Annotated in this window: 11 protein-coding genes; 4 read left to right on the forward strand and 7 right to left on the reverse strand. The window is 68.6% G+C overall.

The window, feature by feature from the left end:
- Positions 1 to 237: 237 nt before the first annotated feature.
- Positions 238 to 1,194: a fatty acid desaturase family protein gene (locus tag ACZ3IC_RS28015; RefSeq protein ID WP_467420522.1), complete on the forward strand. Its 957-nt coding sequence runs from the start codon at positions 238 to 240 to the stop codon at positions 1,192 to 1,194.
- 164 nt (positions 1,195 to 1,358) lie between these two features.
- On the opposite strand, the gene ACZ3IC_RS28020 is transcribed toward ACZ3IC_RS28015, so the two are convergent.
- From ACZ3IC_RS28020 to ddaH, 4 genes are all read right to left on the reverse strand, one after another.
- On the reverse strand, positions 1,359 to 2,021 hold the full coding sequence (locus tag ACZ3IC_RS28020; protein ID WP_467420525.1) for a DedA family protein: 663 nt from the start codon (positions 2,019 to 2,021) through the stop codon (positions 1,359 to 1,361).
- Positions 2,014 to 2,805, reverse strand: coding sequence for a lysophospholipid acyltransferase family protein (locus tag ACZ3IC_RS28025; RefSeq protein ID WP_467420528.1), 792 nt, complete (start codon positions 2,803 to 2,805; stop codon positions 2,014 to 2,016). The genes ACZ3IC_RS28020 and ACZ3IC_RS28025 overlap by 8 nt, the downstream gene beginning before the upstream one ends.
- Complete coding sequence (locus ACZ3IC_RS28030; RefSeq protein ID WP_467420530.1) at positions 2,802 to 3,548, reverse strand: GNAT family N-acetyltransferase; 747 nt, start codon at positions 3,546 to 3,548, stop codon at positions 2,802 to 2,804. The genes ACZ3IC_RS28025 and ACZ3IC_RS28030 overlap by 4 nt, the downstream gene beginning before the upstream one ends.
- A gap of 178 nt (positions 3,549 to 3,726) precedes the next feature.
- Positions 3,727 to 4,599 carry a dimethylargininase gene (ddaH, locus tag ACZ3IC_RS28035; protein ID WP_467420531.1) on the reverse strand — a complete coding sequence of 291 codons (873 nt, stop codon included), beginning with the start codon at positions 4,597 to 4,599 and terminating at the stop codon, positions 3,727 to 3,729.
- A gap of 463 nt (positions 4,600 to 5,062) precedes the next feature.
- Between ddaH and panD the strand changes: the two genes are divergently transcribed.
- Complete coding sequence (gene panD / locus ACZ3IC_RS28040) at positions 5,063 to 5,479, forward strand: aspartate 1-decarboxylase (RefSeq protein WP_467420532.1); 417 nt, start codon at positions 5,063 to 5,065, stop codon at positions 5,477 to 5,479.
- Between the two features lie 57 nt (positions 5,480 to 5,536).
- On the opposite strand, the gene ACZ3IC_RS28045 is transcribed toward panD, so the two are convergent.
- A complete protein-coding gene (locus ACZ3IC_RS28045; protein ID WP_467420533.1) occupies positions 5,537 to 6,391 on the reverse strand; it encodes an alpha/beta fold hydrolase in 855 nt (284 codons plus the stop codon).
- 218 nt (positions 6,392 to 6,609) lie between these two features.
- On the opposite strand from ACZ3IC_RS28045, the gene ACZ3IC_RS28050 reads away from it, so the two are divergent.
- Positions 6,610 to 7,590, forward strand: a complete 981-nt coding sequence (locus ACZ3IC_RS28050) for a TauD/TfdA family dioxygenase (protein ID WP_467420536.1) — start codon at positions 6,610 to 6,612, stop codon at positions 7,588 to 7,590.
- 131 nt (positions 7,591 to 7,721) lie between these two features.
- Here the strand turns inward: ACZ3IC_RS28050 and ACZ3IC_RS28055 are convergent, their stop codons facing one another.
- Entirely contained in the window at positions 7,722 to 8,594 is an 873-nt protein-coding gene (locus ACZ3IC_RS28055) for a GHMP family kinase ATP-binding protein (protein WP_467420538.1), read from the reverse strand.
- A 303-nt stretch (positions 8,595 to 8,897) separates the two neighbouring features.
- Between ACZ3IC_RS28055 and ACZ3IC_RS28060 the strand changes: the two genes are divergently transcribed.
- On the forward strand, positions 8,898 to 10,526 hold the full coding sequence (locus ACZ3IC_RS28060; RefSeq protein WP_467420540.1) for a sensor histidine kinase: 1,629 nt from the start codon (positions 8,898 to 8,900) through the stop codon (positions 10,524 to 10,526).
- 63 nt (positions 10,527 to 10,589) lie between these two features.
- Here the strand turns inward: ACZ3IC_RS28060 and ACZ3IC_RS28065 are convergent, their stop codons facing one another.
- Positions 10,590 to 15,236, reverse strand: coding sequence for an amino acid adenylation domain-containing protein (locus ACZ3IC_RS28065; protein ID WP_467420542.1), 4,647 nt, complete (start codon positions 15,234 to 15,236; stop codon positions 10,590 to 10,592).
- Positions 15,237 to 15,268: the final 32 nt, after the last annotated feature.

The raw sequence follows: 15,268 nt of genomic DNA on the forward strand, positions 1-15,268 counted from the left end.
ACAAGCGTATTTCTCCACCCCAACACTCCTTCCTGCGAGAGTGCGCAGCCACTTCGCCGGTTCAGGCAGACCTCGGATCAACGATCTGAAGTGACCTCACCATCACCTGCCGGAACCACCGCCCGGCCCCGTGGCCGGCCACTCAGCTGCGCTGGGGGCATCCCGGCATGCCGAATCCGCTCTATGGCGGAGGGGGAGGCGTCGACCTGCCGGATGAAGTTTCCAACGAGGGAGACCATGAACACCAGCAATACCGAAGCCAAGGTGCTGTTCGAGCGAACCAGAGTCTTACGGGCCGACGAGATGGTATTCCTGCTGAAGCTGGCTGTGGCGCTGGCCATCAGCGTCCTCGGTGGCTACCTCGCGCTGACCGGCGGTTGGCTCGGTGCATCGGCCGGTGTGCTCCTGCTCGCTGCGATCTACACGCACATGGTGGAACTGCAGCACCAATGCCTGCATCACTCCTCGTTCCGGCGCAGCGCACTGCACCGGCCGGTCGGCATCGTGCTCGGACTTCCGCTGCTCACCTCCTACAGCCACTACCGGGTGCAACACCTCCAGCACCACAAGTTCCTGGGCACACCCGATGATTCTGAGTTTTTCGGTTTCGACACGCGCCAACCGCTGACCTGGGCCGCACTCCTGCGCAGCACGTTCAGCCCCGAGCGCTTGATCCAGGTGGGAGCGGACGTCTTCAAGAGCTGCCGCGGTACCTGGAACTACACGCTCGGACAGATCGGGGACCGGCCCAAGCGCCAAGTCATCGCGGAGTACCGACTGTTCGCACTGTCGATCGCGGCGGCGGTGGCCCTGTCCGTTGCCGGCTTCGGCCATGTCGTACTGATGCTCTGGGCTGTACCGCTCCTGCTCTCGATACCGATCCACTTCCTCCTGGAACTGCCGGAGCACGTGCTGTGCGACACCAGCAGCACCGACGTTCTGCGCAATACCCGTACGATCAGCGGAAGTTGGTTCAGTACGTGGTTCACCAACGGAAACAACTTCCACGTCGAGCATCACGCGGCGATGGTCGTACCCATCAATCGGCTCCCGGAACGCCACCCCGTGGCGCGGGAACTGGCCACGCACACCGAGCCCAGCTATGTGACCTTCTATCTGAAGGTTGTCCGAGAGGCCCAGCGCAATGGACAGCAGCGGCGGGCCCGGGCCAAGGAGACACGAAAGTCCCGTTGACCACCCCGCGCCGGGAAGATTGCGGCCCGGACGAGAAGCTGTCCGCCATGGGACGGCGGGATGAAACACGTCCGAGGCCGCCCGACTCCGCGCCCAGCACGCCGGGCCCCACATCGGCGTGCTGGGCGCTCCGTGTGCTCACGCACTCAGGCCGGATTCGTGGCCTACAGGTGCAGGTCGGCCGGACCGGTGGCGTCGGGTGCGCAGGGGCGGGCGGTGGGTGAGCGCCGGGCGCGCAGCCGACGCCCCAGCTCGACGATTCCGACGACGACCAGGGCCAGCGCGAAGGCCAGCAGCAACCCTTTGACGGGGTCGTGGCCAAAGCTCGCTCCGCCGATGTATCCGATGACCGTGCTGCTGACCGCCCACAGACTCGCACCGAAGGCGTCCAGCAGGAGGAAACGACGGAACGGGAATCGCAGGCTCCCGGTGGACATGCTGGAGGCGACGCGCCCGCCGGGCAGGAAGCGTGCGGCGATCACCAGGGTCGACGCATGCCTGTGCAGCATCGCCCGGCCCCACTCGTACCGCTGCCGGCCCTTCTCTCCCCGCATCAGCCGGTCCACGGCACGTGGTCCGTACCGGCGCCCGATCCCGTGACCGAGGCAGTCGCCCCCCAGTGCACCGGCCGCCGCGACCACGGCGAGGACGGCCAGCTGCGGTACGTCTGGGCCGAACAGCACCGCCACCGTGACGACGGTGGTCTCGCTCGGCATGAACGGCAGCAGGGCGTCGAGGCCCGCCACCAGGAAGACGATCAGCCACAGCCAGGGCGAGTCCAGCCTGGCCTGCAGCACCTCGGCCAACCGGGCGAACGAGTCAAACATGGGCGGGCACCTTCGAGCCCGACACGGCCCGCTGGGCCTCGGCAGCCAGCGAGCGCCGATCGCCGCCGGACAGCGGACGGTGCGTGGCGACCCGAGCGGACAGCCCCCGGGCACCGACGACCCGGCGCAGGGACGTGGCGAACCCCTCGTCGCCGAGGAAGGCCGCGACCGTACTGGGCACACCGTGCTGGACGTAGTCGATCGTCACCGGCCGGACCGGCGCACCCGCGTCGACGGCCGCCTGGAACGTGGCGCGCCGGAACGTGCCACCGGCGACGGAACACCAGGTGGTCGCCTGCGGGAACACCATCACGGACTGCCCCGACCGCAGCTCCCGCGCCAGTTCGGCGACGGTGTCCGGCAGTTCGCGCAGGCCCTCGCGGTCGATGAAGCGCGTACCGATGCGCCGGGCCAGCGTTCCTATGACGGGCCAGGTGCCGACCTCGCGCTTGGCGAGCAGTGTCACCGGCTCGATCGCGAGCAGGACGATCACGTCGAGCCAGGACATGTGGTTGGCCACGATCAGGGTCCCGGTCGGCCCGGGTACGACCAGCGGCTCACGGTGCTCCGCCGGATCCAGCCGTATCCCGAGAGCGGTGAGGACGGCCCGCGCCTCGGCCCGCAGGGTCCGGGGGTCGGCCAGCCGCTCGCCCATCACCACGCCGCGGACGAGTGTGCGGGCGACGGATGCGTAACGACGGACCGTCTCGGGCGTCGGCACCCCGGGCGCCGCGTTCTTCACGCAGGCCGGTGTGCAGACCGCATCCACCACCCAGGGGTTCACCGGGTCTCCCTGAGGAAGTAGCGGCGGTAGCGGTCGTTCAGCCGGTCCATGTCCAGCAGGACGAAGAAGTCGGCGACGTCGAACTTTGGGTCGTGGGCGGGGGCTCCGCACATCCACGCTCCGAGGCGGAGATAGCCGCGGAGCAGCGGCGGCAGGAGGGCGTAGCTCGGCTTGCCGTCGCTCAGGACCTGCGGCGTCCATGGCCGGCGCGGATGGACCCGGTACTCGGCGGGAGCGGCGTGCTTGGTGGTGCCGAGCAGCCAGGCGTGGGAAGCGGCCTGTCCGCCGTCACCCAGCGGAACGGAGGCGCAGCCGGCCAGATAGCGGTGGCCGGAGAGCAGCACGTAGCGTGCCATGCCCGCCCACATCAGGTTGATGACGGCCCCGCTCCGGTGGTCGGGGTGGACGCAGGAGCGGCCGACCTCGACCAGCGAGGGGCGCAGTAAGGAAAGCTCCCGCAAATCGAACTCGCCGTCCGAGTAGGATCGTTCGGTGCGTCCGGGCGGCAGGAGCCGGTAGGTGCCGACGACTTCGTCCGTCGTGGTGTCGGTGACTATCAGGTGATCGGCCAGCTCGTCGTACTCGTCGATGTCGTGGCCGTGCATCGGCGTGTCGAGGCCGGCGCCCATTTCCTCGCCGAAGACCTGGTAGCGCAGCCGTTGGGCGGCCCGTATCTGCTTCTTCGTGTCGGCGATGGAGGTGACGTAGTTGCCGGTGGCCGCTGCCGTGGTTGTCGAAAGCATGGGGTGCCGTTCTCCGTTCGGTGGGCGGATTGCGCCGGTCTGCTCGAGAGTCCGATTCGCTTGCTCGGCAAGGGTGTTGATTCCTCGCTGAAGACCGTAGGACCGGCCCCCGGGTTGAAGCAGTGGTCAAAGGGAAGCCCCGACCCTGACTTTCGTCAGGGCCGCGGGGCCTCTTGCGTCACCCCTCCCGCAGTTCGAGCGTGCAGCACTTGACGCTGCCGCCGGCTTTGAGGAGTTCGGCCAGATCGACACCGATCGGTTCGAAGCCGCGCTCCCGCAGGCCCGCCATCAGGCCCGTGGCGGACTCCGGCAACAGCACGTGCCGGCCGTCACTGAAGGCGTTGAGCCCGAAGACGTCCGCGTCCGGCGCCGTCGCGAGGAGCGCGTCGGGGAACATCTCCCGCAGCACGGCCCGGCTGCCCGGCGAGAACGCCTCGGGGTAGTACATGACTTCGTCGTCGCCGAGCACGGCGAGCGCGGTGTCCAGGTGGTAGAAGCGCGGATCGACCAGCGTCAGTCCGGTGACCGGTATGCCGAAGAACTCCTGTGCTTCGGCGTGCGAGCGGGGATCTGTTCGGAAGCCCGTGCCGGCCAGGAGGCGGCGGCCGACGAGAAGGTAGTCGCCCTCGCCCTCGTTGATGTACTCGGGCCAGTACGTCTCGGTGAAGCCGTTCGCGCGCAGCCAGGTCAGGTACAGCGGCCCCTCGGCCGTCCGCTCCTCGTGCCGGAAGCGGGCCCCGAGCACCCGGCCGTCCACAACGGTGGCTCCGTTGGCCGCGAAGACCATGTCGGGCAGTCCGCCGACGGGCTCGACGACCTCCACGGTGTGGCCGAGATCCCGGTACAGGCTGCGCAACCGCTCCCACTGCGCGAGGGCGAGACGCCCGTCGACCGGCTTCTGCGGCTCCATCCAAGGGTTGATGGAGTAGGTGACGTCGAAGTGGCTGGGTGAGCACATCAGCAGTCGGCGTGGGACCGCGGCGCGGGAGCGGGCGGCGAGGCCGGTGGCGGCGGAGGTGCCGGGCTGAACGAAGGCGCCGGTGTCGGGCATGATGTTTTCCTTTCGTTGCCGGTGGGAGTATTGGCGCGCCGGGTGAATACCTGGCGAATCGAGGCGGAATTCTGCGCCTACGGCTCGGTGTTCATCGGTTTCCCGGAAGCGGGCGGGCGCGCGCCATGTCGGCGTCGGTGGCCGCCTTCGGGCACATTACGGAGCCGTGACGCAGCGGACAGGCTTCCTTCTCAGCGGCTTCACCCTGCTTTCGCCAGGTTTTTCCGGCCGATGGGCCGGAAAGCAAGAAAGGGCCGGGAACGGCGGATTCGGGTGGACCTGGCTTACGATCGGGCGGGCGGCCCCGGATATGAAATGGCCCACCTTTCCCGGTAGTTGCTTCTATCCTGCATGCGATATTGAAACCATCGTCACGCACGGAGCGACGCACGGACCGACGCACGGACCGACGCACGGATTGACGTACGGACCCGACGCACAGACTGACCAAGAAGTGGGAATCATGTATCGAACCATGATGAAGTCCAAGATTCATCGGGCTACGGTGACTCAGGCCGATCTGCACTATGTCGGATCGCTCACCATCAGTGCCGACTTGATGGAATCGGCAGACCTGCTCCCCGGAGAACGGGTGGACATTGTCGACATAGACAATGGCGCACGTCTTTCGACCTATGTCATCGAAGGTCCCCGTCATTCGGGAATCATCGGAATCAATGGCGCCGCGGCCAGACTGATCAGCCCCGGTGACCTGGTCATCATCATCGCCTACGCGATGGTCACGGAGGAGGACGCGGCCAAGCTGGAACCGAGGGTCGTATTCGTGGACGGGGCGAACAAGGTGGCCGGCCTCGGCTCCGACCCCGCCGATGTGCCAACCGGTTCCGAACTGCGGCGAGGGGACGTGATCGGCGGTTAGGGCGGCGTCCGGCAACGGCCGGAGGCGTTATGTCTCCGGCCGCTGCCGGCAGCTTCGTCATACCGAGCTGTGCACCTCGGGCTCGCGGAGGGACGTACGTCCGGACAGCCGCGCCGGGCGCAGGGCGTCGAGCAGCGCGCGGTTCACGGTCTCCGGATCCTCCAGGTAGCCGATGTGTCCGCAGCCGTTGATGACCTGAAACGTCGAGTCCGGTATGGCGGTGGCGATTTCCCTGCCCATGAGCGGCGGGGCCAGGACGTCGTCGGAGAAGGCGATGACGTGGCTGGGCACCCGAATCGCACGGTAGGCGGCGAGCCGGTCCGGCATCGGATACAGCCCGCGCTGGGCGCGCGCCGTCGCCCCGGCCGACGGAGTGAGCTCGAACAGTTCGAGCCAGTCCTTGGTACGCACGTCGTCCGTGAGGCTGTGCCGCGACAGTTGCTGGAGTACCTGCATCACCGCGCGATAGCGCGGGGGCAGCTCGATACCGAGGTCGTCCAGTTCGCGTTCGGCGAGGCTCAGCGCCGTGCTCATCACGTCGCTGCGGCCGCGCGCCGCCATGAGGACGAGCCTGCTCACCAGTTCGGGACGGGCGAGCCCCAGTTCCGCGGCGATACGTGCCCCCAGAGAAGTACCGACGACCGCACAGGGCCCGATGCCGAGATGCTCGATGAGTGCGGCCACGTCCGCCGCCATGTCGTCGACGGTGAAATCCGCCGGGCTGTTGTCGTCCGGGAGAACTCCCCGGTTGTCGAGGGTGATGACCCGGTGTCCCGCTGCCGTGAGCGCGGGTACCTGATACAGGTGCCACGCCCTTCCGGTGCCGCCGGTGCCCATGATGAGAACCACGGGAACGCCGCTTCCGACATCCTGGTAGTTCAACCTGAATCCGTCGCGGACGATTACGGGCATGAGCACTCCTCGGACGACACACAAATGGGACGGGCAGGCGGGGAATTTCCCATTTTCCCGGCGGCGATATCACCGGATGGCGGGCGGGCGGCCTTACTCCCGAGCCGGTCTGCGTACAGCGACAATCGCGCCTGGGTGAAAGGCTTCCATTTTCCGTGGACGGTGTTATGTGATGTCGGCATTCGAATCCTCAGAGAGAAATCCGAAAGGACGAACGCATGATGTCTGGCGGTATCAACCGGTTCTCGCGGGAACTGGCGGGCTGCGCGGAGGATGACGTTCTCATCGTCGAGGCGGCGGCCGACGCCGGTCCGGACTGGCTCGCCGAGAACGCCGACGCGCTCCGGTCTGCCGCCCTGGAGCGGGGCGCGGTACTCGTACGGGGACTGCACATCCGCAGCCATTTGGACGCCGCCGCGGCGAGCCGTGCGCTCACCTCGGAACTGATGGTCGAGGTGGAGGGTTTCGCGCCCCGCAGACCGCTGGCCGGCGGGGTGTACTCCTCCTCGGAATGGCCGCCGGACCAGCCCATGTGCATGCATCACGAGCTGACCAGCGCCCCGCGGTATCCGCAGTGGATGATCTTCTCGTGTCTGACGGCGGGCAGCTCCGGCGGAACCGTGTCGGTGGCCGATGCCGGGAAGGTCCTCGACTCCCTGCCGGTCGAGGTTGTGGAGCCCTTCGAACGGGATGGCTGGCAACTCGTGCGCAACTACGACCAGTTGGTCGGCCTTTCGTCGGCGGACGCCTTCGGTGTGTCCGACCCGGACGCGGTGGACCAGTACTGCCGGACCCACGGCATCGAATTCCACCGGTCCGAGAGCGGCGGTCTGCAGACCCGCCAGACGCTGCCTGCCGTCATCGAGCACCCGTTGACCGGACGGCGGTGCTGGTTCAACCAGATCGCTTTCCTCAACGAGTGGACGATGGACCCGGCGGTCCGGGAGTTCATGGTCGGCGAGTTCGGCGCCGAGGGCCTGCCGTTCACCACGCTTCGGGGCGACGGCACGCCGCTGGACACCGCCACCGTCGAAGCCATCAACGCAACGTACGACAAGCACGCGATACAGGTCCCCCTGTGCGACGGCGACCTGCTGCTGGTGGACAACATCGGCACCTCGCACAGCCGTGAGCCGTACAGCGGTGAGCGCGAGATCGTCGTTGCGCTGGGGGATCCGGTGCCGAGGCTGCGGGGATAGCTCACGACGGGCCGGGCGGGGGGACTCATGGCCCACCGTCCGTCCCCTGCTGCGGGACCCACCACCCGCTGTCCGTCCCCTGCCGCGGCACCCACCACTTGCTGTCCGTCCCCTGCCGCGGAACAGCCCGTTCATCGGCCCTGTCCGAAGCTGAGCGTCCGGTAGGCGGTCACGTTTCCTGCCAGGGCGGAACATACCCGGACGGCCCGTATGAGCTTGCGTGACAGGTCCGGATCGGCGTTGTCGATCAGGATGCCGAGCGACGTTCCGCTGTGTGCGGCAACGACGCCGAGGCCACCGATATCCTCGCAGAACGCGATCAACCGTTCCAGCGTCCGCTTGGGACGCAGGGCCTGATTCATCAGCGCACTGCGGGTGGCGACGGCTCCCACCTCCCGGAGGTCACCGCCTCGCACGGCTGCTGTCAGGCGGGCGAGAAGGCGTTCGTACTCGCGGTGTTCCGCCGTGGAGAACGGCTTGGGAATCCGGTTGAACTCGACCGTGTCGACGATCCCGCCCTCGTCGATACCGACGACGGTCATCGGGCTCAGCGAACCGAGCATCCGGCGCAGCCGTACCTGGCGGTGGTGGTAGGCGACGATGCCGTCGTAGAGGACCCCGTCGGTCGGTTCGATCCGGCTGAGGTACGACTCGATGCGGCGGGCGGGCATGGGAATGCCGAGCGCGTTGCCCGCCGCCCGTGCGGTGGCCACCAGGTCCGCGGAGGAACTGGCGAGGCCCTTGCCCTCCGGCAGCGCACTGTCCAGAGTGAGGACACCGCCCATGGGCGCGGGCATGTCCTCCAGGATCATCGACAGCAGCCGGGCCGCCTTGCGCTTGTGTTCCGGCACCACCCGCACCGTTGTCGGCTCCTGGCCGGCACGGAAGGTCGCCACGGTCCAGCGCGCAATCGGCAGCGTCACCAGGAAGTCGCCCTCGGGGCCCGGCAGGACGCCCTGCAGCAGCTCACCGAAGGTGCCGAACGCCGTGCTGACGCCGGTCATCCCCCGATGGGGCAGCCCGGTGTACCGCGGTGCCGGCCGTATGGCGGACTCGTCCTCGAGAGGGCTCCCGGAAAGTACCAACTCTGATCCCCCGTCGCGTGAACCGGAACGTTCGCAGTGATCCGCGCGCACGGATCCCCTGTCGGCGATGCGGCGGGCAACGCTGTCGTCGATCAACGGTGCCAACCGACCGATAGCGGTGTCAACGAGCTGTATTCCTCTCGCAAAGTGCCTGGTCACTGGCGGCTTTTGGCAGTGTGACGGCATGCGGGCCGGGTGCGGAGATTCGATAGTGTCAGCCGGGTGATACGGCGGAACGAGATCGACGAAGAAGACACGCGGATGAAGGCGTCGAGGCCCATATCGGCGTTCGGGGCAGCACTGCGCGATGCCGCCCTGTGGCTGGCGCTCTGCGGGGCGGGATTACTGGGGTTCCGGAGTGCACAGGAGCCTTCCGTGGTGCTGGACCTGCTGCTGCCCGTGCTCGTGCTCGCGGTGGCCGTTCCGGGGAGCCGCCGGTGGCCGAAGGCCGCGGTGTTCGCCGTCAACGGGCTGTGTGCGGTGGGGCTCGCGAACGAGTCGAACCCGGCCAATGCCTATGCTTTGGCGCTGGCCGTGATGACCTATCTGATGGGTGTCCGCGCTCGGGCGGGGTTCGCACCGCTCCTGGTGCTCGCCGCGTGCCTCACCACCGATCTCGCTCTGTGCGCGGTGCTCGGTGTGGGTGCGGTGTGGTGGTTCTACGCGGTCACCGTGCTGCCTCTTGCACTGTTGGTGCCATGGCTCGTCGGCCGCTATCAGCGGGCCCGTCTGGCACTGGTGCGCGGCGGGTGGCGACTGGCGCAGAGCCTGGAGGAGCAGCAGCGGTTCGTCGCGGAGCAGGCCAGGCTGCGCGAGCGGACACGGATCGCGGCCGATATGCACGACTCCCTCGGTCATGTACTGAGCCTCATCGCTTTGCGGGCGGGTGCGCTGGAGCTGTCGCCCACCCTGAGCGAGCAGGACCGTGACGATGTGGCCGAGCTGCGCAAGGCCGTGTCCGAGGCCGTCGACCATCTGCGTGAGACCGTGACGGTGCTGCGCGACGGCACCGAGGCAGGGTCCAACGAGCCGGCGGTCGAATCCGTGGAGGATCTCCTCAGCCGGGCGAGCGCGTCCGGCATCGCGGTGGACCTGGTCCGCGTCGGTGGGAGCCCCGCCCTCTCCCCGCTGGTCGGACACGCGGTGTACCGGGTGGTGCAGGAATCGCTGACCAACGCCACCAAGCACGCCCCCGGCAGCAGGGTACGTGTACGGATCGCCCACGAGGGCGGGCGCACCGAGGTCGTCGTGATCAACTCGGCCGCGCCCGGCGGCCCGTTGCCGGGCGTGGTGTCCGGAAACCGCGGTCTGGCCGGGCTGCGGGAGCGGGTGACCGCGCTCGGCGGCGTACTGGAGGCCGGACCGTTCGAGGACGGGTTCAAGGTGACGGCCGTGATGCCCGACAGGGTGAGTGCGTCCCCGCCGGAGCCCGCCCGGCGAACACCGCCTCCCGGGCAGGCCGAGTCGACGCGCCGCATGGGCGATGCGCGGCGCAAGGCCCGGCTGCACCTCGCGGCGGCGTTCGCCGTGCCCGGCGCGGTCGTCCTCACCGTCCTGCCGGCCGCCGCGTACCTCGCCTACCAGCTGGCGACGTGTGTGCTGCACCCGACGGACTACTCGGGTCTCCATATCGGCCAGGAACGCGCCGAGTTCGCCCATCTTCTCCCCATGCAGAGCTACCCCTACCCGTCCGACGCCGCTCAGTCGACGCCCTCGCCCCGGGGTACCACCTGCGTTTTCTACCGGTCGAACGGCAACCTCCTGGACCAGGTGGACATGTACCGGCTCTGCTACTCCGGTGACCGCCTGGTCACCAAGGACGTACTGCCCGACGGGCCGGGAGACTCCTGACGGTTTGCGGGGGGAGGCTTTCGACGGCCGCGGGCTTGGAGACTCCTGACGGCCGCGGGCCGCTCAGGAGGGGTGCGGGACGTCTTTCAGCCGCTCCGCCAGCACTCCCCCGATGGTTGCGATGTGGGCGGGCACGGTGAGCAGCTGCTCGTGTTCGGCGTGGACGGGGTGTTCCTCGATGGAACCGCTCACATGGGGTGTCCATGATTGCGCGCCGGCCCGGCCGCGTACCCGGTCCGGTACCTCGGTGGCGGTGAACAGCAGCAAATCGCCTCGGAAGCGGCCCGGTCGGTGTGCCGTCAGAAGCCGGCTGTTGTTGATCCATACGTCCTTCATGGCCAGGAGGGTGCGCTCGCCCACCGCGGCGAGCGGATGCTGGTTCTCCTTCAGGAAGAGCAGGTAGCGCGCGATCAACGCGTCCCGGTCGGCGGTCAGTTCCGCTGCGTCGAAGGAGAATCGGGAGGCTGTGAAGTTGTCGACGAGGAGTCTGTCCTCCAGTTCCCGCAGGGCCTGCTCCAGCGCTCCTTCCTCGGATGCCTCGCCGTTGAGGTGCGGATAGGCATCCACCAGGGCGAGGAGTTCCACTTCCTGACCACGGGCCTGCAGTTCCACGGCGAGCGCATGGCACAGGACACCGCCGAAGGACCAGCCGAGCAGCCGGTAGGGGCCCTCGGGCTGGATGTCCGTGATCCGGCGGAGGTAGTCCGCGGCCATCTCCTCGACAGTGGCGGGCATCGCCCCGGGTTCGCTGAGCGCCCTGGCCTGCAGACCGTAGACGGGCATGCCCGGGTCCAGGTGGGTGAGCAGACCGGAATAGCACCAGGACATCCCGCCACCGGGGTGCACGCAGAACAGCGGCTGGCCCTCGCCGCCCGTGCGCAGTGGCAGCATCGGGGCGAAGGAGTCCCGGGCTCCGTTGCGTTCCGTCTCCAGGGCGAGCCCGGCCGGGGTCGGGGCCTCGAACAGGTTGCGCACGCCGAGCTCGGCCCCCAGTTGTTCGCGGAGGAGCGCCACGGCCTTGGTGGCGAGGAACGAGTGGCCGCCCAGACGGAAGAAGTCGTCGTCGGGCCCGACCTCCTCGACGCCCAGCACCTCGGCGAAGACGGCGCAGATCCGCTTCTCCGCCTCGGTGGCCGCAGCACGGGAAACCGGCTTGGCGACTTCGATGGCCAGCAGCGCACGCCGGTCGAGCTTTCCGTTGCCGGTCAGGGGGAGCTCGTTCACGACGACGTACTCCGCCGGGACCATGTACTCAGGCATGGTCCGCAGCAGGCGGGTGCGCAGTTCGGCCGCCAGGGGGGTGTGGTGCTTCGCGGGCGTGACGAACGCGACGAGGGAGGAGCCGTCGCGTACGAGAACGGCCGCCGCGGACACGGCAGGGTCGGTGCGCAGGGCCGCCGCGATTTCGCCCGGCTCGATGCGGAATCCGCGGACCTTGACCTGATCGTCGAGCCTGCCCAGGTGGTGCAGTTGCCCGTCGGGCGTGCGGCGTACGAGGTCGCCCGTACGGTACATCCGCTCGCCCGCTCCTTCGAAGGGGCAGGCCACGAACCGTTCTGCGGTCATGCCGGGGCGGCCCCGGTAACCGCGTGCCAGGGCGGCACCGGAGATGTACAGCTCCCCGGGCGTGCCGGGGGGCACGGGTTGCAGCCACTTGTCGAGCACATGGGCGTGGACGTTGGGCAGCGGTGCACCGATGGGAGGCGTGTCCGTCCACTGGGCGGGGTCGGCGGGGAGGGACAGCGCCGACACCACATGGGTCTCGGTGGGCCCGTAGTGGTTGTGCAGGGCCGGGCGCCGTACGGCGCGGGAGAAGAAGCGTTGTACCGCTCCACGGGTCACCAGCGCCTCACCGGCCTGGGCGACGTGCCGCAGGGCGGGCAACTCCTCGCCGGCTTCCAGAGCGGCGGAGCAGACCGCGTCCAGGACGAGTGTCGGCGCGTACAGCTCTCCCACGCCCGCGTCGCGGAGCCAGGTGACCAGGCGGGCCGGGTCACGGCGTACGTCCTCCGGGCAGATCGCCAGGGTCTTGCCGGACAGCAGGCTGGAGAGGATCTCCTGGGCGGACACGTCGAAGCCGGTCGCGGTGAACTGGGCGGTGACGGTGGCCTCCGCGGGGATCGCCCGATGGTGCCAGTCCAGAAGGTTCCGGATGGCGCCCGTGGTCATCTCGACCGCCTTCGGCTCGCCCGTCGAACCCGAGGTGTGCAGCACGTAGACCGGGTGATCCGGCAGCAGCGGCCCTCCCCGGTCGTCGTCGGTGACGGGCGCCGCGGACTTGGCCGCGAGCGCCGCCTCGTCGGGCACCAGGACGGTTCCGGAGAACCTGTCGGTGAGATCCTCGGTGGTCAGCACGACCGTGGGCCGGATGTCACGCAGCACGAACTGGATCCGCTTGTCGGGAAGTTGAGGGTCGACGGGCAGGTAGGCGGCCCCCGCCTTGAGGGTGGCCAGAAGACTGACGACGAAGTCCACGCCTCGGGGCAGCGCGAGGGCGACGACCGTGTCCGGGCGTGCACCGTGCTCCAGCAGGATCCTCGCCAGCCGGTTCGATCTGTCGTCGAGTTCCGTGTAGCCGAGCGTCCTGTGCCCGTGTACGACAGCGGGGAAGTCGCCGCGCCTCAGTGCCTGTTCGGCGAAGAGCTCGGGCAAACCCGCGGCCGACGCGTGGCGTGGGGTGCTGCCCCAGTCGTCGATCGTGGCCTGCTCGTCGGGGAGCGTGAGGCCGACCGCGCCGGCTTTGAGCTGCGGATCCTGGGTGACCTGCTCGAGTACGCGGACCAGGCGCTGCCCCAGTCGTCGTACGGTCGCCTCGTCGAACCGGGCGGCGTCGTACTCCAGGGCTCCGGTCAGTCCGTCCAATCCGCCCTGCGCGGTGCGCAGTTCGGCGACCGACAGCAGCAGGTCGAACTTGGCGGTGGCGGTCCCGGTCTCCTGCGCTCCGATGGCCAGGTCGCCCCCGGCCGTGTGCGATCCGGTATCGCCCGGGCCGGCCGTGTTGTTGAGGGTGAGCATGACCTGGAAGAGGGGGTGGCGGGAGAGGGAGCGTTCGGGGTTGATGAGGTCGACGAGGCGTTCGAAGGGGAGGTCCTGGTGGGCGTAGGCGCCGAGGTCGGTTTCCCTGGTCCGGGCGAGGAGTTCGCGGAAGGTGGGGTTGCCGGACAGGTCGGTGCGCAGGACGAGGGTGTTGATGAAGAGGCCGACGAGGTCGTCGACGGCGTCGTCGCCGCGTCCGGCGATCGGGGTGCCGATCGGGATGTCCTCACCGGCTCCGGAGCGTGACAGAAGCAGAGCAAGGGCGGACTGGAGCACCATGAACACCGTGGCCTGCGAGTCCCTGGCCAGTGCCGCCACCGACTGGTGGACGGCCGCCGGAACCGTGAACTCGACCCGGTCACCGTGGTGGGACGGGACAGCCGGCCGGGGGCGGTCGGCCGGGAGAACGATCTCGGCCGGGAGTTCGGCGAGCTGCGTCTGCCAGTAGTCGATCTGCCGGGAGATCAGGCTGGCCGGATCGTCCTCGGAACCGAGGAGCTCCCGCTGCCAGAGCGCGTAGTCGGCGTACTGCACCGGCAGCTCGGACCACTGCGGGACATCACCCACCACACGCGCCTGATAGGCAGCGGCCAGGTCTTGGATGAAGGGCCTCACCGACCATGCGTCGACGGCGATGTGGTGGAACGAGAACTGAACGATGTGCTGGGTGGGGGCGGTTTCGAAGAGTGCGGCCCGGACGGGTATGTCACTGGTCAGGTCGAACGCGTGCCGGGCAGCCGCGGCCAGCCGGCCCGGCAGATCGTCCTGCGTGACGGTCTCGACAAGCCACGGCACCGCCACTCCGGTATCCAGCACCACCTGATGGACGCCCTCACCATCCTCGGCGAACACCGTCCGCAGACTCTCGTGCCGACCCACCACATCATCCAGCGCCGCCCGCAGCGCCTCACCATCCAGATCCCCGCTCAACCGCAACGCGAGCGGAATATTGTACGTGGCCGACGGCCCGTCCAGACGGTGCAGAAACCACAACCGCTGCTGACCGAACGACAACGGCACCCGCACCGGACGCGCCGCCGCCCGCAACGCCGGACGACCCACAGCCGCCCCGTCCAGCACACGGCTCAGGCCGGCAACGGTCGGGTTCTCGAACAACTGCCGGATCGACACCTCAACACCCAGCACCGAACGAAGCCTCGACACCAACCGCGTCGCCAGCAACGAATGCCCACCCAGATCGAAGAACCCCTCATCGATCCCGACCGACGACCGCCCCAACACCTCACCGAACAAACCACACACAATCTCCTCACGCGGCGACCTCGCCACCCGCGACCCCACCCCCACACCAGCCAGCGCCACAGCAGGAGACGGCAGCGCCCGCCGGTCCACCTTCCCATTCGGCGTCAACGGAACCGCATCAAGAACCACCACCACCGTCGGCACCATGTACTCCGGCAACCGCAACCGCACACCCTCACGCACCCCGGCACCATCCACCACCACACCCGGCTCAGGCACCACATACCCCACCAACACACCCTCATCGACCACCGCCACCGCACGCCCCACACCCTCGACCCCCACCAACCCCGACTCCACCTCACCCAACTCGATACGGAACCCCCGCACCTTCACCTGCGCATCACTACGACCCACGAACTCCAACACACCCCCAGCACTCCACCGCACCACATCACCCGTGCGATACATACGCCCACCACCCCACGGACACGCCACAAAAC

The sequence above is a fragment of the Streptomyces sp. NPDC002958 genome (assembly GCF_055563255.1).

Coding starts and splice junctions, on each gene's coding strand:
- ACZ3IC_RS28015 (WP_467420522.1), top strand. CDS start 238: ATGAACACCAGCAATACCGAAGCCAAGGTGCTGTTCGAGCGAACCAGA.
- ACZ3IC_RS28020 (WP_467420525.1), bottom strand. CDS start 2,021: ATGTTTGACTCGTTCGCCCGGTTGGCCGAGGTGCTGCAGGCCAGGCTG.
- ACZ3IC_RS28030 (WP_467420530.1), bottom strand. CDS start 3,548: ATGCTTTCGACAACCACGGCAGCGGCCACCGGCAACTACGTCACCTCC.
- ddaH (WP_467420531.1), bottom strand. CDS start 4,599: ATGCCCGACACCGGCGCCTTCGTTCAGCCCGGCACCTCCGCCGCCACC.
- panD (WP_467420532.1), top strand. CDS start 5,063: ATGTATCGAACCATGATGAAGTCCAAGATTCATCGGGCTACGGTGACT.
- ACZ3IC_RS28045 (WP_467420533.1), bottom strand. CDS start 6,391: ATGCCCGTAATCGTCCGCGACGGATTCAGGTTGAACTACCAGGATGTC.
- ACZ3IC_RS28050 (WP_467420536.1), top strand. CDS start 6,610: ATGATGTCTGGCGGTATCAACCGGTTCTCGCGGGAACTGGCGGGCTGC.
- ACZ3IC_RS28055 (WP_467420538.1), bottom strand. CDS start 8,594: ATGACCGGCGTCAGCACGGCGTTCGGCACCTTCGGTGAGCTGCTGCAG.
- ACZ3IC_RS28065 (WP_467420542.1), bottom strand. CDS start 15,236: ATGTATCGCACGGGTGATGTGGTGCGGTGGAGTGCTGGGGGTGTGTTG.